Annotated in this window: 21 protein-coding genes; 9 read left to right on the top strand and 12 right to left on the bottom strand. The window is 61.4% G+C overall.

What is annotated here, in order from left to right; all coding sequences use genetic code 11:
* The first annotated feature begins 3 nt into the window (after positions 1 to 3).
* Together NKI64_RS21950 and msrA are read left to right on the top strand one after the other, a co-directional pair.
* A complete protein-coding gene (locus NKI64_RS21950) occupies positions 4 to 327 on the top strand; it encodes a hypothetical protein (protein WP_023814804.1) in 324 nt (107 codons plus the stop codon).
* Between the two features lie 68 nt (positions 328 to 395).
* On the top strand, positions 396 to 914 hold the full coding sequence (gene msrA, locus NKI64_RS21945) for a peptide-methionine (S)-S-oxide reductase MsrA (protein WP_023814803.1): 519 nt from the start codon (positions 396 to 398) through the stop codon (positions 912 to 914).
* A gap of 19 nt (positions 915 to 933) precedes the next feature.
* On the opposite strand, the gene NKI64_RS21940 is transcribed toward msrA, so the two are convergent.
* On the bottom strand, positions 934 to 1,917 hold the full coding sequence (locus tag NKI64_RS21940; RefSeq protein WP_352669939.1) for a glycosyltransferase family 25 protein: 984 nt from the start codon (positions 1,915 to 1,917) through the stop codon (positions 934 to 936).
* A gap of 519 nt (positions 1,918 to 2,436) precedes the next feature.
* On the opposite strand from NKI64_RS21940, the gene waaF reads away from it, so the two are divergent.
* Complete coding sequence (gene waaF / locus NKI64_RS21935) at positions 2,437 to 3,459, top strand: lipopolysaccharide heptosyltransferase II (protein ID WP_023814800.1); 1,023 nt, start codon at positions 2,437 to 2,439, stop codon at positions 3,457 to 3,459.
* 70 nt (positions 3,460 to 3,529) lie between these two features.
* Here waaF and NKI64_RS21930 read toward each other — a convergent pair whose 3' ends face one another.
* The 5 genes from NKI64_RS21930 to NKI64_RS21910 form a co-directional block, all read right to left on the bottom strand.
* Positions 3,530 to 3,724 carry a hypothetical protein gene (locus tag NKI64_RS21930; RefSeq protein WP_023684343.1) on the bottom strand — a complete coding sequence of 65 codons (195 nt, stop codon included), beginning with the start codon at positions 3,722 to 3,724 and terminating at the stop codon, positions 3,530 to 3,532.
* A gap of 568 nt (positions 3,725 to 4,292) precedes the next feature.
* Positions 4,293 to 4,763 (bottom strand): GFA family protein, encoded by a 471-nt coding sequence (locus tag NKI64_RS21925; RefSeq protein ID WP_023814799.1) that lies wholly within the window; start codon positions 4,761 to 4,763, stop codon positions 4,293 to 4,295.
* A gap of 161 nt (positions 4,764 to 4,924) precedes the next feature.
* Positions 4,925 to 5,218 (bottom strand): hypothetical protein, encoded by a 294-nt coding sequence (locus NKI64_RS21920; protein ID WP_023814798.1) that lies wholly within the window; start codon positions 5,216 to 5,218, stop codon positions 4,925 to 4,927.
* A gap of 13 nt (positions 5,219 to 5,231) precedes the next feature.
* Positions 5,232 to 5,399 (bottom strand): Thivi_2564 family membrane protein, encoded by a 168-nt coding sequence (locus NKI64_RS21915; RefSeq protein ID WP_352669934.1) that lies wholly within the window; start codon positions 5,397 to 5,399, stop codon positions 5,232 to 5,234.
* A gap of 773 nt (positions 5,400 to 6,172) precedes the next feature.
* Positions 6,173 to 6,499: a hypothetical protein gene (locus NKI64_RS21910; RefSeq protein WP_023727873.1), complete on the bottom strand. Its 327-nt coding sequence runs from the start codon at positions 6,497 to 6,499 to the stop codon at positions 6,173 to 6,175.
* A 273-nt stretch (positions 6,500 to 6,772) separates the two neighbouring features.
* Between NKI64_RS21910 and NKI64_RS21905 the strand changes: the two genes are divergently transcribed.
* Positions 6,773 to 7,009: a hypothetical protein gene (locus tag NKI64_RS21905; RefSeq protein WP_023671471.1), complete on the top strand. Its 237-nt coding sequence runs from the start codon at positions 6,773 to 6,775 to the stop codon at positions 7,007 to 7,009.
* 766 nt (positions 7,010 to 7,775) lie between these two features.
* Entirely contained in the window at positions 7,776 to 9,002 is a 1,227-nt protein-coding gene (locus NKI64_RS21900; protein WP_031194071.1) for an anion transporter, read from the top strand.
* A 99-nt stretch (positions 9,003 to 9,101) separates the two neighbouring features.
* Here NKI64_RS21900 and NKI64_RS21895 read toward each other — a convergent pair whose 3' ends face one another.
* Entirely contained in the window at positions 9,102 to 9,692 is a 591-nt protein-coding gene (locus NKI64_RS21895) for a TetR/AcrR family transcriptional regulator (protein WP_023727874.1), read from the bottom strand.
* Between the two features lie 83 nt (positions 9,693 to 9,775).
* Between NKI64_RS21895 and NKI64_RS21890 the strand changes: the two genes are divergently transcribed.
* Entirely contained in the window at positions 9,776 to 10,660 is an 885-nt protein-coding gene (locus NKI64_RS21890) for a crotonase/enoyl-CoA hydratase family protein (protein ID WP_023743016.1), read from the top strand.
* Here the strand turns inward: NKI64_RS21890 and NKI64_RS21885 are convergent.
* The 5 genes from NKI64_RS21885 to NKI64_RS21865 form a co-directional block, all read right to left on the bottom strand.
* Positions 10,636 to 10,947 carry a cupredoxin domain-containing protein gene (locus NKI64_RS21885; RefSeq protein WP_023743015.1) on the bottom strand — a complete coding sequence of 104 codons (312 nt, stop codon included), beginning with the start codon at positions 10,945 to 10,947 and terminating at the stop codon, positions 10,636 to 10,638. The genes NKI64_RS21890 and NKI64_RS21885 overlap by 25 nt on opposite strands.
* 10 nt (positions 10,948 to 10,957) lie before the next feature.
* On the bottom strand, positions 10,958 to 11,482 hold the full coding sequence (locus NKI64_RS21880) for a DUF4142 domain-containing protein (RefSeq protein ID WP_023697729.1): 525 nt from the start codon (positions 11,480 to 11,482) through the stop codon (positions 10,958 to 10,960).
* Positions 11,483 to 11,597: 115 nt separating this feature from the next.
* The gene (locus tag NKI64_RS21875) at positions 11,598 to 12,266 is read right to left on the bottom strand and encodes an RNA polymerase sigma factor (RefSeq protein WP_023730437.1); all 669 of its coding nucleotides are present in this window, start codon (positions 12,264 to 12,266) and stop codon (positions 11,598 to 11,600) included.
* Positions 12,267 to 12,369: 103 nt separating this feature from the next.
* Positions 12,370 to 13,458 (bottom strand): HPP family protein, encoded by a 1,089-nt coding sequence (locus tag NKI64_RS21870; protein WP_352669929.1) that lies wholly within the window; start codon positions 13,456 to 13,458, stop codon positions 12,370 to 12,372.
* A gap of 226 nt (positions 13,459 to 13,684) precedes the next feature.
* Entirely contained in the window at positions 13,685 to 14,854 is a 1,170-nt protein-coding gene (locus tag NKI64_RS21865; protein ID WP_352669926.1) for a cystathionine beta-lyase, read from the bottom strand.
* Between the two features lie 459 nt (positions 14,855 to 15,313).
* Between NKI64_RS21865 and NKI64_RS21860 the strand changes: the two genes are divergently transcribed.
* From NKI64_RS21860 to NKI64_RS21850, 3 genes are all read left to right on the top strand, one after another.
* Entirely contained in the window at positions 15,314 to 16,342 is a 1,029-nt protein-coding gene (locus NKI64_RS21860) for an amino acid ABC transporter substrate-binding protein (RefSeq protein ID WP_023684327.1), read from the top strand.
* A gap of 62 nt (positions 16,343 to 16,404) precedes the next feature.
* Positions 16,405 to 17,592, top strand: a complete 1,188-nt coding sequence (locus tag NKI64_RS21855) for an amino acid ABC transporter permease (protein WP_023689901.1) — start codon at positions 16,405 to 16,407, stop codon at positions 17,590 to 17,592.
* Positions 17,593 to 17,596: 4 nt separating this feature from the next.
* Complete coding sequence (locus NKI64_RS21850; RefSeq protein ID WP_023684325.1) at positions 17,597 to 18,754, top strand: amino acid ABC transporter permease; 1,158 nt, start codon at positions 17,597 to 17,599, stop codon at positions 18,752 to 18,754.
* The last annotated feature ends 16 nt before the right edge of the window (positions 18,755 to 18,770 follow it).

Raw genomic sequence — 18,770 nt, 5'->3', positions numbered from 1 at the left:
CCGATGCACAACCTCTTCGACATGCTCGGCATCAAGGGGCCGGTCGTCGCCGCCGGGCTAGCTGGCGGCGTGCTGCGAGCACTGTCGCGCCATCGCTACAAGCTGCGCGAGATGATTGCCTCGCCGATCTGCGGGGCGCTGGCGGCTGCGTATCTGACGCTGCCTGCCGTCGCCTGGTTCAGGGCAACCGGCATGCCTATCCCCGATCCGGCCGACGACACCACGACGCTCGCCGCCGCCTTTTTGATCGGCGTCTCGGCCATGTGGATTTCCGACATCGTCTTCGAGGTCCTCGTGCGGCGGTTCGGCTCGGCCGGCAACGAGTGATGCACTTGAGATGCTGGAAGAAGCCAGCGACAATGCCTACCTAAGGAGCAATCCAATGGAGGTATGATATGGCGACGTCCACCGAACGTGCAGTCCTTGCCGGCGGCTGTTTCTGGGGCATGCAGGATTTGATCCGGCGCTGTCCCGGCGTGATCTCTACCCGCGTCGGCTATAGCGGTGGCGATGTGCCCAACGCCACGTATCGCAACCACGGCAGCCATGCCGAAGCCATCGAGATCGTTTTCGATCCGGCCAGGATCAGCTTTCGCACATTGCTCGAATCCTTTTTCCAGATCCACGATCCGACCACCAGGAACCGCCAGGGCAACGATGTCGGAATGAGCTATCGCTCGGCGATCTTCTACACCAGCGACGAGCAGAAGCGCGTCGCCGAAGACACCATCGCCGATGTCGATGCCTCTGGACTGTGGCCGGGCAAGGTCGTCACCGAGCTTGCGCCGGCGGGCGATTTCTGGGAGGCGGAGCCAGAGCATCAGGACTATCTCGAGAAATACCCCAACGGCTATACCTGCCACTTTGTCAGGCCGGGCTGGAAGCTTCCGGTCCGCGAAAAGGCTGTTTCGTAACGCAGCCGCTATCGTCTGCTTATCTGGCGGTCGAACTATTCTTCCGCGCGATCGGTATGCCGGCCGCCTCGTAGAGGTGGCCGTGCTCGGGCTGCCCATAGACGAACGCGCCGTGGACGGGTTTGTCGTCGACCTCAGAGTCTGAGAACGCGACGGCCTCGATCTTCTTTGTTCCGGTCAGGCTCTGGTTTCGAAGATAGGCGAAGGTTCGCACCGCTTCTCCAACAATTCGATCGAGAAACGGCTTTGGCCGCCTCCCGGGCCGTCGCACGAGGCTTGGAAAGCGCTCTCGTCCCGAAACAAAATGGTGCTGTGCGCAAAGCGCCGGCATGATCTGATAGATTCGGTTGAGCGAGCAGGTCATGAATCCTGGGTGAAAAAGAACGAAGTCGACCTCTCCTCTCAGATGCATGGTCCTGCGCAGCAATCTTTGCGCTGCCGATCTGGAGAGGACATAGCCTGCGGCGCCCGCGTGCAGCCCATAAAGTCTGGCAAGCGAAAACCCATCATCGAGAGCGACTTCCTTGCGTCCGACCCTCACTTTGGCAAAATGCGTTTCCAGCTTGATCACATCGGCATCGCGTGGCACCCATCGATCGGAAGCAAGCAGCGAGCCGGCGCCAGCGCCGAAAACGACGTCGTCCTCGAAAACCGCGCCATATTGATCCGCGCCGTTCGCAACGATCTCCCAACACGAGCGGTGGCTCAGGAAACAGCAAACCTCAGCAGCGCTCAGCGGGCTTTTGGCGACAGAGCAGCAATCGGGGCAATCAATGGCGGAGACACGCTCAAATGGTACTCCGATCCGGCCGAACTCGGACGCGACATGCGCCAGCCGATCGCGAGAACGATCAAGATTGATCACCAGACACCTCATCAGCGCCCCCTTTGTCCGGTGATCAGTGAATATCACGTTCCCGTTATTGCACAAAATTTGCTTACGTGCGGGGCAGTGGGTAGCGGCGTACGTGCCGCCGGTTGATTTTGGAGGTTGGGTGGACATTGACTGCATCCCCGGCGAGGCGCGAGGCTTAACCGTGCGCGGATAGACGAGTCGAGTCGCCGTAGAAGCCGAAGAATTGCCGGCCGATCATGTATCCAAGCGCGACGACCACAAGGGGAAACAGGGCGGGCGCCAGCCGACCAAGAGCGGAGGTCTTTGGCTGTTGCCTGGAGATGGTCGTGGGCGCATTGCCGAGATTCTTGGTCATCCAGAATAGTAGCAAGCGCTGATTAACGATTCCGTAACCCGGTCGAGGCCGCCGCGGCTTTTTGCGTTTCTGGCGCGACCTTGACAATGCCCAGCCCGTGACGCAACTGGGCCGTCTTGAGAGCATTGTGAGGCAAGGTCAATGCGGCCGATTCAGCGTCATGTCGATTTGGTTTGCACCGGCGCTAGGTCGTCGGCCGGCACCGGCCGCCCACAGGACGAAGTCCTGCACGCCTCGATCGATCCCGAAATGCCTCCCGTCCATTTTCGCGCGACCCCTACACTCCGCATCGTTGACGGCGAAGCGCTTCCTTGACGACCGGCGATCCAATCCTCTTCGTCGGCTTCCCCGCGGTCGGCGACTTCGTCCGTTGCCATTCCGCCATCCAGATCATCGCTGCGCGATTTCCTGATCGCCCCATAGATGTCGTCACCTCGCCTGTCGCAGCGCCGCTGGCGCGCCTGATGCCGCATGTCAGGAAGGGCTGGACGCTTGCCAAGCGTCATCAGCGCCCCGGTTTTGGCGAGCGCAGCCGCCTGGTTGGCGAGTTGCGCAAGGAAAATTACCGTACGGCCTATCTGATGACCAGCAGCACCAAGGCGGCGCTGATGGCGTTCATGGCCGGAATAGAGGAGCGCATCGGCTATCCGCAGGAGTTGCAATTCGGCCTCCTCAATCGCTTCCCCGCCGGCTGGTTGGCGCATCTATGGGCCTTCGGACCCCGCAAGACGCGGCTCTTCGAGGAGGTTTGCTCGATTGCCTCGCTTGGCGAAAAGCCGGCTGCGGGCGCAGAGTGGCCGGCGCCCCGGCTTGTGGTCGATCCGGCCGAGTTGGACGATTGGCGCCAGCACAAGAAGATCGATGCCGGCCGACCGGCCCTGGCGCTCTATACTGCCGACATTGAGAATTTCCGCTCGTGGCCCGTCGAGCGCTTCATTTCGATCGCCAGAGACCATCATGATCGCGGCTGGGCAATCTGGATTGTAGGCGGACCGCGCGAGCACGCCGGTGCCGCAAAAATCCGCGCCGCCATTCCTGAGGCAATCGACTTCACCTCGACCCCGTCGATTGCTGACGCGATGTGCCAAATCGCTGCGTCGACCATGTTCCTCGGGGTTGATGGCGGGATTTCCCACGCCGCCGCTGCCCTGAACGTCCCATGCGCGCTCATCTACGGGCTGAATCGCCCCTATGTGCATGGGCCCGTAAACAACCATGTTCGCTTTATCGAACCGCCGCTTTCGACGCCCAGCTGGGTCAAGGACACGCGGGGCATCAGCGAAACTCGGGTGAGGGAGGCTCTGGCTGACATCTCAGCCGGTATCGCCAACTGACCAATGGTCTCCCCGGCCCCAGGCGTCTGGTTAAAAACGCCCCGTGGGGGCAACCATCGCCGCGTTTCGGTTACCCCATGGCCCTGCGGCTTTCGGGCTCGTGATTGCCGACCCAATGTGCACGGATGCGGTCGCTGGCTTCAAGGTAGGCCATGTCGATGAGATAAGTCAGAAGCTTCTCGCCGTCGGCTTCGGCTTTCTGCCTAAGCTCCCGCAGTATCCCTTGCGCGAACTGCAGGTTCTCCATTTTGCTCGGCTGGTCCATCGGTGCCCCCCAACGTCTGCGTATGAACTTTGCGCTGGCTATGCTTGCATGAAGATTGCCGTGAAGTGGATATTGCACGTGCGGACCGCAATCCTGCGAAGGCGCTGGCTGCATGAAAGCCGCCCCATCCGGCTTCAAGATTCGCTACACTATGTGACGGAAACAAAATAAACAAAGCGTTCTTTTGTACAAGTCAGGAAGGTTCCTCCAGTTCACACCACGAGATACTTGGGCAGCGTAGTTGACGTAACGATATTGCGTGGTCTTAAGCTCTCGTTTCCAAACAAAACGTACCATGGTTGCAACCACAAGACGAATTCCAGCTGACCGGGCCGCTCCGTAGTCAATCGCCGCTTACAAACGGCACCGGGTCTCAGCCCAGGGCTTTGGCCAACCCATCGTTCCACGGCAGCGCAGGCCGGATGATCTACCGCCCGCCTTGGCTGACGCCAAGGCGGGCTTTTTGCGTTTGGCTTCTACCGGGTGAAATGTTGTCGGACCCGGCCCTGTCGGCATCGGGCGGTTTCGAGAACGATTTCCTGCCTGCCGGCTGTCTGCGCCGCTCGCGCTAGGCCGACTTGCGTTGCGGCAAGCTAGACGGCGTCTCGACACCGTCAGAAATCGGTTCGGCTGTCCGGTTTGTCGGCTCGTCATCGACCCGGTCGTGCTCGATTTGCCGGGCGGCAGGCAAGGGTTGCAACCAGTGCTCACGGCGATTGACCCAGAGTTCATAGCTGGGCTCCAGCCCTTCGGTGGGCACCTCATCGAGGCTGCCAATCGTCACTTCCACCTCATTCTCACGAACCAAAGGGACCCGGCCGCCGCAGGTGGGACAAAAACTTCTGTCGCCGTAGCTGTTGACGATACCCGTCGTTTCGAACGCCTCGAGCGGCCACACTGCAAACGCCGAAAAAGCCGACCCGCTAGCCTTGCGGCAGTCCTTGCAATGGCAAAGGCCAATCCGAAAGGGATCTCCCGTCACCGAAAACTGGATGCCGCCGCACAGGCAGCTGCCGCTCCGCCTTGTATCATTGGGCATGACCGCTCCTCCATCTGGTTGGGCATCACACCGCTACATCTTGCAGCGCCATGCGCACAATCAATTCACGCGCGGCGCAAGGGTTCCATGTCGCCTCGCGCAATGCATCGTCTGAACCCGGGAGCGCCATGGCAACGACCGCCGCAAGGCTGCTGGATATGTCAGTTCGGGAAATCGAACACCGGTTCCCGGCACCAATAGACACGGCACTGGCCATCACGTGTCGGAACGGAGGCAGCGACCGGCACCTCCGGCCAGTCGCACTCGTTGCCGTATTGGCGGACATAGCGATCGTAAGTATTCCGGCCGGTCGTCAACACCGCCGAGTGATGGCTCTGGATCAGGTGCTGCGTCTCCTCGCAGCTCATCGAACGCGTGTCGGGTCGGGCGTAGGCCGTGCTTGTTGCTGCAAACAACGCCGTTCCAATGATCCATGCGATTGTTTGGGATGTCATGGCGATCCTTATCCTAAAATACGGCCAGGTATTTCAACAGCGAAATGATGCCGATAATGATGACAACGATCTGCGCGATCTGCCTCGTGCGGCCATCGAGCGGCAGACGCTGGATGAGATAGAGCACCAGGATGATCACAAGGAAAGTGATCAGAACGCCGATAAGTACCGATGAAGCCATGTCCCTCACTCCGTCTGGCTACGTCTGAGAAGAGTACGCAGCGGCAAACGCTCTGGCCCTTGATTGGTTCCTGTCGATGCGAAGCCATCGGCGCAGCGTAAAGGCTGCGAAACAACGTTCCGCGGCCTTTGAAGCTGGATGCCGATCAGGGCCTGTTTGCCGCAATGTTGTCGTTTGCCATCGGCGACACAGTTCCAGGCAACTTGTTGCTGGCGTCAGGCGGGGCTAACGGGAGAACCGCCTCGGGTTGACGAGCTTCCGACAAAGACGGCCTGAGTTGCGCTTCGTTGTCGACATTTGCGCGAGCCCTGAGATCCGGCGCCGCCCGGCGGGTGATCGCCTTTTCTGAGGAGAACAATTGCCGTCCCAAGGGGACGACGGGAACCGAAACCTCGCACGTGCATCTCAGCTACCGCGGAACGGGCAAATCGAGCAGGTGGGGAATTTGGGGTAGGGGAATACGTCATCCAACATGCGGGGATTGGAATCCCAGGTGTCGGGCCCGCCAGTTTGTTGGAAGCGTTGCCCGTTGCAGCCTACACCATCGACACACAGGGCCGCATCACCTTCTACAACGAGGCCGCCGAACCTGAGTGGGACGACGCGCCGCGGTTTTGGCTCCGTCGTGCTCAAGCGGGTTGCACCACAAGCGCTTAGCGGCACCGGACAACTGGAATTTGGGGAACAAGGCGTCGTCTGGACGCTCCAGGCGCCGCTGCGCTCGGTCCAAATCTCTCTCGCGGATTTTGTCGATTGAAAGAGCGGGTCGCGCCTTAGGACAATCCCAGCAGGGGAGCGGTTTGGCCGCCTGTGGTGTCGGAATTGCCGATGCCAGACAGTTCGTGCTTATCGTCGGCAAGCGAAGTCAATCTCCCCGCCTCGACGGAGGTCAGTCCGTCCAATTCCATCACCGCGCCGTAGAGTTGGGCCGTCTGCATCACAAGCCGCTCGACATCTTCAAGGGCGACGTTCTCGTCCAGGTTACGCAATCGTATGTCCTCGGCAACCACCGCAATATTGACCATTCCGCGCGAGCGCAGCGCGCCCAGGACCCGTGAATTGAGATCCTCCCGTAGCCGAGCCGAATATCCGTAGCGCATGGAAACCTTCCTTTCAGGAGCCGGTTGTCCCGTCGTGGTCAAGATGCGCCAACGACCTTCCGATGGCAAGAAGAATATAAAATATTCTCAGGTAAATCAAGTAGTTAGCAGACTGCGCGGGTTGTGCTATCGGCGTGTCTTCCTCATCGTTGGTCTTGTATGTGAGTCACCCATCAGCCTCTCTTGACGCGCTGCACGGGGACCCCTAGCTATACTGCAATTGAGACACATACTAACTCACCATATTTTTGGTCTTGACGGTTGGAGGCGCGAATGGCCGAGCTGGAACGACCCGAGCGACTGCAGATCATGCTGACAGCCGAGGAATTGGCTGCCTTGGAAAACTGGCGCTTCGAAAAGCGCATGCCAAGCCGGTCCGCGGCGGTGCGGGAACTGCTGCGGCGCGGCCTGGATGCGGATGGATTCCTGACTGCGGGACAAGGAACTAAGTCTCAGGACTTTGGAATTCTGGGCAGCAGTGTGACTGGCGACGGCCAGTCGGGCGAGTAATCCGACGGCGGTTAGCCAACAATCGCTTTTTCTGGAAGTGCCGCTACCAATTTATTGCAGTGGCGGAAACGCAAAGCGGGTCGGCTCTCGGCAGGGTACTGGTCTCAGCAGGGTACTCTTGGCGTATGGTTGCAAAGCCCGCTCCGGTTCGCCGGAGCGGGCTTTTTGCGTTTTCCGAACAGGAAATGGTCGCGATCGCTTTCAGATACGCTCAAGGTTCTCTTCGCACTCCATGCACGTGACGCTGTGACCGGGGCACCTGAGCCGGTGTGTTCCTCCAGGGCAGCAATGGCCGTTCGAGCTCGCCCACCGGGCACAGACAAACACCTTGCGGGTTCCGTGGCATTGTGGACATTCTATCGGACGCGCCAGCAGAGCCTCGTTTTCCGAGACACGGCATTCCCTCTCAAGAACCTGGACCATCTGAAACCCCAAGGCCGAAATACGGCTAAGCTATCCATACCCGGAAAGCCTAAATTAGAATTTAATCACATAGATCACGAGCCTTCCGAGGGGGAAGTTTCGCGGATGGCGATCTCAGTCCGCCGCAGTCCGCCGCGCGTGTCTCATTCCCAATTTCGGCCGTCTCAAGATCAAGCTCCGGTTGCTCCCGGCATCGGTCGACCCGCGATTTTGCCCACCGATTTTCGCATTCGGATCGTTATAGGCTTTCGCTTTGCTGGAGCGGCGTTAAAGCTGCCCGGCAAATGCCTGAGCGGGAACAGTCCGTTCCTGCGTCGGTTCGTTTGGACAAGGATGTCTGCCAATGACATTGATGGGCGCAGCGGCACTTTTGATCCTTGTCCTGACTTATGCCGGCGTCGCAGTCGGGCGTATTCCAGGCCTCCGTCTCGACCGGGCAGGGATCGCCTTGCTGGGGGGGGCGGCGATGATCGCCATCGGCGCACTCAGTATGGAAGATGCCTATCGCGCCATCAATTTCGACACCATTACGCTGCTGCTCGGCATGATGATCGTGGTGGCGCATCTGAAGGTGTCCGGCGCCTTCCGGGCGCTTGGCGCCTACGCTATCGAGCATGCGCACGCGCCTTTCGTGCTGCTGGTGATGGTGACGCTGTTGACCGGCGTGTTGTCGGCGTTCCTGGTCAACGACGCCATCTGCCTGGTCATGGCGCCGATCGTCGTCCACGTCACCCGTGTCATCAATCGCAATCCCATTCCCTATCTGATCGCCACCGCCACCGCGTCCAACTGCGGCAGCGTCGCCACCATCACCGGCAACCCGCAGAACATGGTCATCGGCGCGCTGTCGGGAATTTCCTACCCAGCCTTTTCGGCCGCCCTGGCGCCGGTTGCCCTCTTCGGCCTCGTCGCGGTCGTCGTCATCGTGCGCATCGTCTACCGCGCCGAATTCGCCCGCCCCGCCGATCTCAACCCGGAAGTCTATCGCGGCCGCATGCTGCCGGGACAGGTGCTGAAGGCGGTGGTTGTCTGCATTGGCCTGGCCATCGCCTTCTTCGCCGGCGTTCCGGTTGCCAAGGCAGCGCTCATCGGCGGGGCCATCCTGCTGCTCACCCGCGCCATCAAGCCGGCCCGCATCTACCGCGAGATCGACGGCCCGCTGCTGTTCATGTTCGCCGGCCTGTTCATCGTTGTCGCCGGCGCCGAAAAGACGCTGCTGACGCCCGACATCATCGCCTCGGCCAAGAACCTCGGGCTGGACGACGTCTGGCGTCTATCGGGCTTCACCGCGGTGCTCTCCAACATCATGAGCAATGTTCCGGCCGTGCTGGCGCTGCGGCCATTCATACCCGGCCTTGAAAACCCCGGGCGTGCCTGGCTGGTGGTGGCGATGAGCTCGACGCTGGCGGGCAACTTCACCTTGCTCGGCTCAGTCGCCAACCTGATCGTCGCCGAACAGGCGCGGGCGGCCGGCACGCAGCTGTCCTTCTCAGCCTTCTTCAAGGTCGGCCTGCCACTGACGCTGCTGACCCTTGCCGTCGGGACGGCATGGCTGGCGGCTGGATTCTAGAGCAATTCCAGGAAAAAGTGTGAAGCGGTTTTTCGGTCCGGAATTGCGTCAAAACAAAGAGATAGCGTGTTTCGCCGTCTTCATTAAACGATGAACGCTCTAGCGGATAGTCGCCGATCCTGACCTTGCCCGAACCAGCGTTGCAGCGGCATGTCCGGCCGCCTCGACATAGTCGGGGTTGCGGTGGATCAGCATGATCGAGAACGCGCCGTCCATCAAAAGCACGATTTCGCGCGCCAGGGTCTGCGGCTCGTCGACGCCGTGGCCTGTGAGTTCGCCGGCCAGCCAGGTCTCGAAATTCTGCTTATGCCGCGCCCCCGCTTTAACGGCCGGGTGTCCGGGCATGGAAGCGAGTTCGGCTGCCGTGCGCAGAAAGCCGCAGCCTCTCCATTTCGGGTGCTTCGCCACGCGCGCCAGATTGGTGAAAATCGCCTCGACCTTGCGCTCGACATCGCCTTCGGCCGTCTCGAACCAGCCGGCCATCTGCTTGAGGTTCGGCTGGTCGCGACCGTCGAGATAGGCCGCGATCAAATCGTCCTTGCTCTTGAAATGATAGTAGAGCGTGCGCTTGGTCAGCCCGGCTTTTTCCGCCACTGCATCGACGCTGACGCGGCCGATCCCCTCGGCATAGAACAGCTTCGTTGCGGCATCGACAATGCGTTTGCGGGTGGGGTTCGGTGCTTCGCTCATAGGGCAAGTATACCGACTAGTGAATATACATACAACCGAAAGCCTGATCCTCTCCGGTCGACAAACACAGGGAAGGAAAAGACATGACCGAGCTTGTGCTCACCGAGGCCCGCGACGGGATCGCCATCCTCACACTTAATCGGCCGGAAAAGCTCAACGCCTTGAACTATGCGCTGATTGATCGCCTGCTTGCGCTCCTCGATGCCGCCGAGACCGACGATGCCATCCGCGCCATCATCCTCACTGGAGCAGGAGCGCGCGCCTTCTCCGCCGGCGCCGACATCCTTGAATTCTCAGGCAGCGTGGCCATCGGCGTCGACGTTGCCCTGCGCGACTTCGTCATGCGCGGACAGCGGCTGACTGCAAGGCTGGAGGCATTCCGCAAGCCCGTCATCGCCGCCGTCAACGGCATCGCCTTCGGCGGCGGCTGCGAGATCACCGAAGCCGTGCCGCTCGCTATCGCCAGCGACCGCGCCTTGTTCGCCAAGCCTGAGATCAACCTTGCAATGCCGCCTGCTTTCGGCGGCACGCAGCGGCTTCCGAGGCTGGCAGGGCGCAAGCGGGCGCTCGAGCTGCTGTTGACCGGCGATTGGTTCCCGCCGCCGCGCGCCCTCGAACTCGGCCTCGTCAATCAGGTGGTGCCGCATGAGGAGCTGATGCCCGCCGCAATTGATCTCGCCCGGCGCGTGACCAGGCATTCTCCTGCAGCAATTGCCTCGATCCTCACAGCAGTGGCGCGCGGCCTGAACCAGAGCATCGCGGATGGCTTGGCTGTCGAGGCCGAGCAGTTCGCCCGCATGGCTCCGACCGCTGATCTGCGCGAAGGGCTGGATGCCTGGATCGCACGCCGCCAGCCGGGCTGTCACGGCTCGTGGACGCACATCACCCGGCCGGATGAAGCCAGGCGAGCCTCAACGCAGCAGGACGGGCTTGCGGACCGCGATCAAGGCGCCGTCACGGCCAGATGACCTTTCATGTTGGGGTGGAAGCGGCAGAAATAGTCGACCGCTTCCGCCTTCTGCAGGGTCAGGCTCGCTGTTGACTTCGGCGGGATCATCACTTCCCAGCCGCCCTTGACGGTAGCCGTGTGGGCGAACACGTCATTGTTCACCCACTTGATCGTGTCGCCGACCTTCGCCTCGACGGTGGTCGGCGAAAAGACAAGCTTGTCGATGGTGACCTGGATGGTTTCGGCCTGCACGGGTGAGGTCCCGAAGACCAGCGCCAGTGCAATCCATAGCAGCCGTTTCGACATGGCCTGGTCCTTACTTCAGCATACCTGCAACATGCTCGGCGTGCTGTTCATGGCCCTGGAAAATCTTCAGGCCGGTCTGCAGCAGGCTCTTCAACTCGGCATTGCTGGCCGATGGGATCAAAAGGGTTTCAAGCGCGCCGTCGACCTGTTTGTGGTAGGCGATCTCGTTGTCGACATAGGCTTTGTCAAAGGCTGCGCCGTCGAGTTTGGCGAGCTTCGCCCGCTCCTCGGCCGCAGCCTTGGTCAGCGCCTGGCTGGTTGCGTTGTCTTCCGGCGTCACCTTCAGCTTCTTTACCAGTTCCAGTGCCTGCGCGTTGACCGCTTCGTGGTCGCGCACCATGTCGTTGGCGAAATCCACGACCTCCTTGGTCTTCGATTTCTTGATCGCCTGCTTGGCGGCTTCCACATCGATGACGCCTGCCGTGTAGGCGATGTGGGCGATCTGCGGGTCCGTCGGCTTGTCGGCGGCTTGTGCGAGCGGGGCAGCGCCAAGCAGCAGCAAGGCAGCGAGGGCGGCGGTGTGTCGGGTAAGCATGGCATCTCCTTCGCCCGGACGCGGGATCGCGCCGGGCCATGTTTTTCAGTTGACGGTCATTGGATGCGCAGCGGCGGCAAACGTTCCCGGGGAAATCGGCCAAATCAGCCGATGATCAGCTCTCCAGGCCGAGCCGCTGCATGACGGCGCTGGTCAGCCTGTCGCAGCGCCGGCCGGCAAACGGGAAGGCGTCGAGCAGCACCGGCCCGATCTGGTCGTCGAGTGCCTTACGTACCAGGGCGCGGGCGCGGTGTAGCCTTGTCTTGACGGTTTCCGGCCGCACGCCAAGCAGCTCGGCGGTCTCCTCGATACTGAGCCCCTCGATAACCCGCGCCACGAACACCGTCCGATAAACATCGGGCAGGCTGTCGGTCGCCCGTTCCACCAACTCGAGGATCTGCCGCTGCGCCATCGTCCGCTCCGGATCGTCGCTGGGATTGAGGGGGAACTGGATGATTTCGGCTTGCGGGTTTTTCGCCACCGTCCGCCGCCTTTTGCGCAGACGGCCGAGCGCCTCGTTGATGACGATGCGCGACAGCCAGGTGGCCAATGAGGACTCCCCGCGAAAGGCATCGAGATGGGCAAAGGCTCTGACATAGGCCTCCTGGACGATGTCCTCGGCTTCGGCATCGTTGCGCACCACCCCGCGAGCGATGCGATAGAGCCGCTGATTATGGGTCTTCATGATGATGCAGAAGGCGTTGCCTTCGCGTGCCAGCGCGCGGCGCACGAGAAGCATCTCGCTTGAAGCAGCCGTGGGCATTGGTACAGACATAGCAGGCATGGCCAGTTCCTCGATCCAATCCCCGTCCGAAACCTCGATCAAGACATTGGATGACATCGCCGGCAAAAGGTTCCCGGCCATTTTCGCCCGGCTCCGACGGCGCCTAGAATACTGCTTCCGCCAGCGGCTTGTCAGCAGCCTGCACTCGCGCCGTGGCCGCAAGCAGGTCGGTCTGCGTGATCAGGCCAAGGATGCGGCTGTCCCCGTCCACGATGATGACTGCATGGGTGCGGCCGTCGGTGAGCACCGGTAGCAGGGCCATGGCGGGCGTACCGGCGGCGGCGGTCGACGCTGTCGACGTAACGCTTCCGACGGCTTCGTCGGCTCGCGCCAATTCCCTCAATCCAACGGTGCCGACCAGCCTGGCGTCCTTGTCGACAACCGGCAGCGTGCGGATATTGTGGTCGAGCAGCAGATGACGCGCCCGATCGGCGGACGCGTGTTCATTGACCGAAATCACGTCGCGCGACATGATGTCCTCGCACAACATGGTTCGGTGTGCGCGCATCGTCGCTTGCAGTTCGACCTGTCGCAGCAGCTGTTCGAGATCGTTGCGGTCGATGTCGAAGGTCTCGTCGAGCGCAGCCAGCGCGGCATCGATGTCCTCGGCCCGGAAGCCGATGCGCTCCTGAGCCGGCGGATCGATGGTTCCGTGCGTGCTTTTCGGGGCAGGGGCCGGCACATGCGGGTAGCTGCGTCGCGACAGCCTGTGGAAAGCATAGCCGAGCGCGACCAGCATCATGGAGTTCAGCGCCACCGGCACGAACGGAAACAGGAAGCCCGCACCGATCACGGCCGGCCCGCCGAGCACGGCGGTCAGTGCGGCGGCTCCGCCCGGCGGATGCAGGCAGCGCGAGAACGACATGGCGGCGATCGCCATCGCCACGGCAATGCCCGTGGCGAGAACGGGCTGATGGACGAAATGGGCCACGATCACGCCGACCAGCGCCGATATTGTATTGCCGCCGATGATCGACCATGGCTGCGCCAGCGGGCTTGCAGGCACCGCAAACAGCAGCACCGCCGACGCCCCCATCGGCGCCACCAGCAGCGGCACATGCGGGCCGTTGCCAAGCACCAGCGCGCCGATCGCGCCGGTCAGCGCAATGCCGATCATCGCCCCGATGCAGGCGATGAGGCGCTCGCGCAGCGTCGCGCCGGCGAGAATGGGGACAAAGAGACGAAAGGCCATGGCAAGCTCAGTCCGGCTGGAATTGTGCGCGCAGCGCCTGCAATGGCGTTGGACCGACGATTTTGAAAGTCAAACCGATCCGAAAATGCGCGCGTTGGGGAAATAACATTGCGCTTGGTTGACCGATGAGCGGCTTTGCGAGGTCGATCGTCCTACGAAAGTCGCTCGCCAATCCTTTCAACGGGTTAAGCCGGCTAGCGGAATCAGCTTGGCAAGTTTGCTGGTGTCATGCCGCAGCGGCCGCTTCCAGCCCGCGCAGGATATCGGCCTTGAGGTCCTCGACATCCTCGAGCCCGATCTGCAGCCGGATCAGCGGGCCGTCATAGGGGCCCTTGGCGACGGTACGGTCGCCGAGGAAGACCGGCACGGCAAGGCTCTCATAGCCGCCCCAGGAATAGCCGAGACCGAAGATTTTCAACGCATCGAGGAAGGCATGCTGCTGTCTCTGGCCGCCGCCTTTGAGCACGATGGAAAAGATGCCGCTCGAGCCGGAAAAATCACGCTTCCACACCGCGTGGTCGGGGTGGCTGGGGAGCGCCGGGTGCAGCACGCGGGCCACGCCGGGCTGGCCTTCAAGCCAGACGGCAATGGCAAGCGCGCTCTTTTGATGGTGATCCAGCCGAACGCCCATCGTGCGCAGGCCGCGCAGGACTTGGTAGACGTCGTCGGGGCCGGCGCAGCAGCCCATCGTGTAGAACGTCTCGCAAAGCTGCTTCCAGCAGTTGGCATTGGCAGACACTGTGCCCAGCAGCACGTCCGAATGGCCGGCCGGATATTTCGTCGCCGCATGGATCGAGATATCGACGCCGTGGTCGAGCGGGCGGAAATAGAGCGGCGTTGCCCAGGTGTTGTCCATCATGACGATGGCGCCCGTTTCATGCGCGGCCTTGGCGATCGCCGGAACGTCCTGCACCTCGAAGGTGTTGGAGGCCGGTGATTCCGTAAACACGACTTTGGTGTTCGGCTTGATCAAGCTGGCGATGCTGGCGCCGGCATGCGGAGCGTAATACTCGACCTCGACACCCAGCCGCTTCAGCATCGTGTCGGCGAAATTGCGGGTCGGATGGTAGACGGAATCGACAATCAGGATGTGATCGCCTGCCGAGAGAAACGCCAGCAACGGGACGGTCACCGCCGCCAGGCCCGACGGCACGATTATGGTGCCGGCGGAGCCTTCCAGCGCGTCGATCGCATGCGCCAACGCATCGGTGGTCGGCGTGCCGCGTGTGCCATAGGTGTATTTCTGGCTGCGAGCCGCCATCGCCGACGCATTGGGATAGAGCACGGTCGAGGCATGCACGATCGGCGGATTGACGAAGCCGAAATAGTCGTGCGGATTGTTGCCCGAATGGGCAAGCCGCGTGTTTCTACCCATTTCGTTGCCGTCAGTCGCCATTGCTCTTCGCCTTGTGGTGAAAGCGCTAGCCATAGAGCGGCGGCATTGGCCGTGCAACAGCGGGCGCCCGCCAGGCGGTGCCCTTTGCATAGGCCAATTCCCCCATGAATAGTCTGGAATGCGTGGCGATCCAGAGCCGCGGATTTCATGAGTGGATGTGGATTAGCGTCGACGGACTTTGCCGGTTTTATTTGCGGGGCTCGCTGCTTTCCTGATGCTGTTGTCTGCAATTCAGGCATTTGCGGCAATTGGTTTTCAAAGCTGTCGTGAAACGGTCATTTCCCTTGACCTCACAGAGATAATCGCCTTCGATGCAGTTCGTGAATGGGAGGGGCCGGGCGTCGGTTACGACGCGGGGTTCCGGGAATGAGCCGGATGGGAGCCGGGTTCACGCGGGAAAAGATCAGGATTTGCCTGAGGATCAGGGTTTACCTGAAAACAGAAAAGGGTCTGTGGGTTATGAAACACATTGCAATTGGCATTCTCGGCGCCGCTGCGCTTGGATGGATGGCTTCGGCCGCGTCGGCGAGCACGCTCGACGACGTCAAGGCGAAAGGCTTCATCCAGTGCGGTACCAACACAGGTCTTGCCGGCTTCGCTGCGCCTGACGACAAGGGTGAATGGAAAGGCATCGATGTGGATTTCTGCCGCGCGGTCGCGGCCGCCGTCTTCGGCGACGGCACCAAGGTCAAGTTCACGCCGCTCAGCGCCAAGGAGCGCTTCACCGCGCTGCAGTCGGGCGAAGTCGACATCCTGTCGCGCAACACCACCTGGACCATCAATCGCGATACGGCACTTGGCCTGAACTTCGTCGGCGTCACCTATTATGACGGCCAGGGCTTCATGATCAACGCCAAGAAGCTGCCGGGCGTCAATTCGGCGCTGCAGCTTTCGGGTGCGGCAGTCTGCGTGCAGAGCGGCACCACGACCGAGCTCAACCTCGCCGACTACTTCAAGGCGAACAAGATGGAGTACAACCCGGTCGTCTTCGAAAAGCTTGAAGAGGTCAACGCCGCCTATGACGCGGGCCGTTGCGATGTCTACACCACCGACCAGTCGGGTCTCTACGGCATCCGCCTGACGCTCAGCGCGCCGGCAGACCATGTCGTGTTGCCCGAGATCATCTCCAAGGAACCGCTCGGCCCGGCCGTGCGCCAGGGGGACGACCAGTGGTACCACATTGTCAAGTGGACCTATTTCGCGCTGCTGCAGGCAGAGGAACTGGGCATCACCCAGGCCAATGTCGACGAGATGAAGACCTCGGACAACCCGGAGATCAAGCGCGTGCTCGGCCAGGAACCCGAAACCAAGATCGGCACCGATCTCGGCGTTAGCAATGACTGGGTCGTCAACATCGTCAAGGCAGTCGGCAATTACGGTGAGATGTTCGAGCGCAATGTCGGCACCGGCAGCCCGCTGAAGATCGCGCGCGGCATCAATGCGCTGTGGACCAAGGGCGGCCTGCAATACGCGCCACCGATCCGCTGATCGAAATGCGATCCGGAAGGCAGATTGTCTGCCTTCCGGTTTCTCTTTGCAGGGGATGGGCAATGGCGTCGCAGGAAGTCCTACGCGAGGAGCCGAGCCGCGGTTCCTTCATCAACGATCCAAAAGTCCGTGGAGTTGTCTTCCAGGCGGTGGTTGTCGTCTTGCTGGTGGCGAGCGTCTGGTGGATTGTCCACAACGTCATCGACAATCTGCAGCGCCTGCACATTTCTTCCGGGTTCGGCTACCTGAAAAGCCGTGCCGGCTTCGATATCTCAGTCAGTGCCATCCCTTACAACTCGGACGACACCTATGGCAAAGCCATTGTCGTCGGGCTGATCAACACCCTCATCGTCGCCGTTGCCGGCATCATCACCGCAACCATCATCGGCTTCATCGTCGGCATCGGCCGCTTGTCGCACAACTGGCTGATCCGCAAGATCTGCACGGTCTATGTCGAGATTTTCCGCAACATCCCGCCGCTGCTGGTGATCTTCTTCTGGTATTCGGGCGTGCTGGCGGTCTTGCCCGTGGTGCGCGAAAGCATCAACCTGCCATTCGGCTCTTTTCTCAACCAGCGCGGCTTCTATCTTCCTCGTGCCATCTGGGGTGATGGCTCCTGGCTGATCTTTGTCGCCTTGCTTGTCGGCATCGCCATGGCATGGTTCGTCGCCCGCACGGCGCGCCAGCGGCAGATGGCGACCGGTCAGCAGTTTCCCGTGTTCTGGACGTCCCTGGCGCTGATCGTCGGCCTGCCGCTTCTGGCCTATGCGCTGAGCGGCTTTCCCCTGACCTTCGATTTTCCGAAGCAATCGACCTTCAACCTGGCCGGCGGTTTCCACATCGGGCCGGAATTCCTTTCGCTCTATCTGGCGCTGTCCTGCTACACGGCCTCCTTTATTGCAGAGATCGTGCGTGCCGGCATTCTCGGCGTCTCGAAGGGCCAGTCGGAAGCGGCTGGTGCTCTGGGATTGCGGCCGGGATCGATCCTGCGGCTTGTCGTCGTGCCGCAAGCCATGCGCATCGTCATCCCGCCGCTGACCAGCCAGTATCTCAACCTGACCAAGAACTCATCGCTGGCCATCGCTATTGCGTACCCGGATCTGACGGCGACCGCCGGCACAGTGCTCAACCAGACGGGGCAGGCGGTCGAAAACGTGCTGATCATGATGGTCGTCTATCTCGTCATCAGCCTGGTGACGTCGGCGGTCATGAATGTGGTCAACGCCAGGATGGCGCTGGTGGAGAGGTAAGGCCATGCAGGAACACGATACCGCCTGGGTGCGGACCGAAATGGCCCTGGCGCAACAGGCGCCGGCCGGCGTGCGGGGCCCCATCGCCTGGGTCCGCAAGAACCTGATCGGTTCAGTGGGCGACACCATCCTGACCGTACTGGGCATCGCACTGGTGGTGATGATCCTGCCGCCAATCATCAACTGGGCCTTCATCAGCGCCCAGTGGGTAGGGTCCGATCGCTCGGTATGCGCCACGGCGGCGCAAGGCGGCGTTCAGCCGGATGGCTGGTCCGGCGCTTGCTGGGCGTTCGTCAACGCCAAGTTCGGCCAATTCATGCTCGGCCGCTATCCTATTGAGGAGCGCTGGCGGCCGATCCTGGTCGCCATACTGTTCGTGGCGCTGCTGGTGCCGCTGCTGATCCCGCGCGTGCCGCGCAAGGGGCTGAACGCGATCCTGCTTTTCCTGGTGCTGCCGATCGTCGCTTTCGTGCTGCTGGTCGGCGGCATGTTCGGCCTGCCGCATGTGGAGACGCAGCTATGGGGCGGCCTGCTGGTGACGCTCAGCCTGGCCTTCGTCGGCATTGCAGTGTCGCTGCCGTTCGGCATCGTGCTGGCGCTCGGTCGGCGCTCGAAGATGCCGATAGTCAAGATGCTGTGCGTTATCTTCATCGAATTCGTTCGCGGCATCCCGCTGATCACCGTCCTGTTCTTTGCCAGCGTCATGCTGCCGCTGTTCCTGCCCCCCGGCGTTTCCTTCGACAAGTTCCTCAGGGCGCTGATCGGCTTCTCGTTGTTTGCCGCCGCCTACATGGCGGAGGTGGTGCGCGGCGGTCTGCAGGCGATCCCCAAGGGCCAGTATGAGGGTGCGGATTCGCTTGGTCTCGGTTACTGGCAGAAGATGAACCTTATCGTGCTGCCGCAAGCGCTGAAGCTGGTCATACCCGGCATCGTCAACACCTTCATCGGCATGTTGAAAGACACAAGCCTGGTTATCATCATCTCGATGTTCGACCTGCTCGGTGTCGTCAAGCAGAACTTCTCCGATCCCAACTGGGCGACGCCGCAGACCACCAAGTCCGGCCTGATCTTCGCAGCCTTCGTCTTCTGGCTGTTCTGCTTCGGCATGTCGCGCTATTCGATGTATACGGAACGCCGGCTCGACACCGGCCACAAACGTTGATGCATGTCGCCCAAAA

It is taken from the genome of Mesorhizobium sp. M0478 (assembly GCF_040321305.1).
Taxonomy (GTDB): domain Bacteria; phylum Pseudomonadota; class Alphaproteobacteria; order Rhizobiales; family Rhizobiaceae; genus Mesorhizobium.
Note: the sequence above shows the minus strand (reverse complement) of the source record. Positions and strands in the feature narration are given on the sequence as shown.

Bases quoted from the DNA above. Each gene is read 5' to 3' on its own strand.
- msrA (WP_023814803.1), top strand. From the start codon at position 396: ATGGCGACGTCCACCGAACGTGCAGTCCTTGCCGGCGGCTGTTTCTGG.
- NKI64_RS21870 (WP_352669929.1), bottom strand. From the start codon at position 13,458: ATGGCCTTTCGTCTCTTTGTCCCCATTCTCGCCGGCGCGACGCTGCGC.
- NKI64_RS21880 (WP_023697729.1), bottom strand. From the start codon at position 11,482: ATGCTTACCCGACACACCGCCGCCCTCGCTGCCTTGCTGCTGCTTGGC.
- NKI64_RS21925 (WP_023814799.1), bottom strand. From the start codon at position 4,763: ATGCCCAATGATACAAGGCGGAGCGGCAGCTGCCTGTGCGGCGGCATC.
- NKI64_RS21875 (WP_023730437.1), bottom strand. From the start codon at position 12,266: ATGCCTGCTATGTCTGTACCAATGCCCACGGCTGCTTCAAGCGAGATG.
- NKI64_RS21940 (WP_352669939.1), bottom strand. From the start codon at position 1,917: ATGTCCACCCAACCTCCAAAATCAACCGGCGGCACGTACGCCGCTACC.
- NKI64_RS21915 (WP_352669934.1), bottom strand. From the start codon at position 5,399: ATGGCTTCATCGGTACTTATCGGCGTTCTGATCACTTTCCTTGTGATC.
- NKI64_RS21860 (WP_023684327.1), top strand. From the start codon at position 15,314: ATGAAACACATTGCAATTGGCATTCTCGGCGCCGCTGCGCTTGGATGG.
- NKI64_RS21950 (WP_023814804.1), top strand. From the start codon at position 4: ATGCACAACCTCTTCGACATGCTCGGCATCAAGGGGCCGGTCGTCGCC.
- NKI64_RS21850 (WP_023684325.1), top strand. From the start codon at position 17,597: ATGCAGGAACACGATACCGCCTGGGTGCGGACCGAAATGGCCCTGGCG.
- NKI64_RS21900 (WP_031194071.1), top strand. From the start codon at position 7,776: ATGACATTGATGGGCGCAGCGGCACTTTTGATCCTTGTCCTGACTTAT.
- NKI64_RS21885 (WP_023743015.1), bottom strand. From the start codon at position 10,947: ATGTCGAAACGGCTGCTATGGATTGCACTGGCGCTGGTCTTCGGGACC.
- NKI64_RS21910 (WP_023727873.1), bottom strand. From the start codon at position 6,499: ATGCGCTACGGATATTCGGCTCGGCTACGGGAGGATCTCAATTCACGG.
- NKI64_RS21920 (WP_023814798.1), bottom strand. From the start codon at position 5,218: ATGACATCCCAAACAATCGCATGGATCATTGGAACGGCGTTGTTTGCA.
- NKI64_RS21890 (WP_023743016.1), top strand. From the start codon at position 9,776: ATGACCGAGCTTGTGCTCACCGAGGCCCGCGACGGGATCGCCATCCTC.
- NKI64_RS21855 (WP_023689901.1), top strand. From the start codon at position 16,405: ATGGCGTCGCAGGAAGTCCTACGCGAGGAGCCGAGCCGCGGTTCCTTC.
- NKI64_RS21865 (WP_352669926.1), bottom strand. From the start codon at position 14,854: ATGGCGACTGACGGCAACGAAATGGGTAGAAACACGCGGCTTGCCCAT.
- NKI64_RS21905 (WP_023671471.1), top strand. From the start codon at position 6,773: ATGGCCGAGCTGGAACGACCCGAGCGACTGCAGATCATGCTGACAGCC.
- NKI64_RS21930 (WP_023684343.1), bottom strand. From the start codon at position 3,724: ATGGACCAGCCGAGCAAAATGGAGAACCTGCAGTTCGCGCAAGGGATA.
- NKI64_RS21895 (WP_023727874.1), bottom strand. From the start codon at position 9,692: ATGAGCGAAGCACCGAACCCCACCCGCAAACGCATTGTCGATGCCGCA.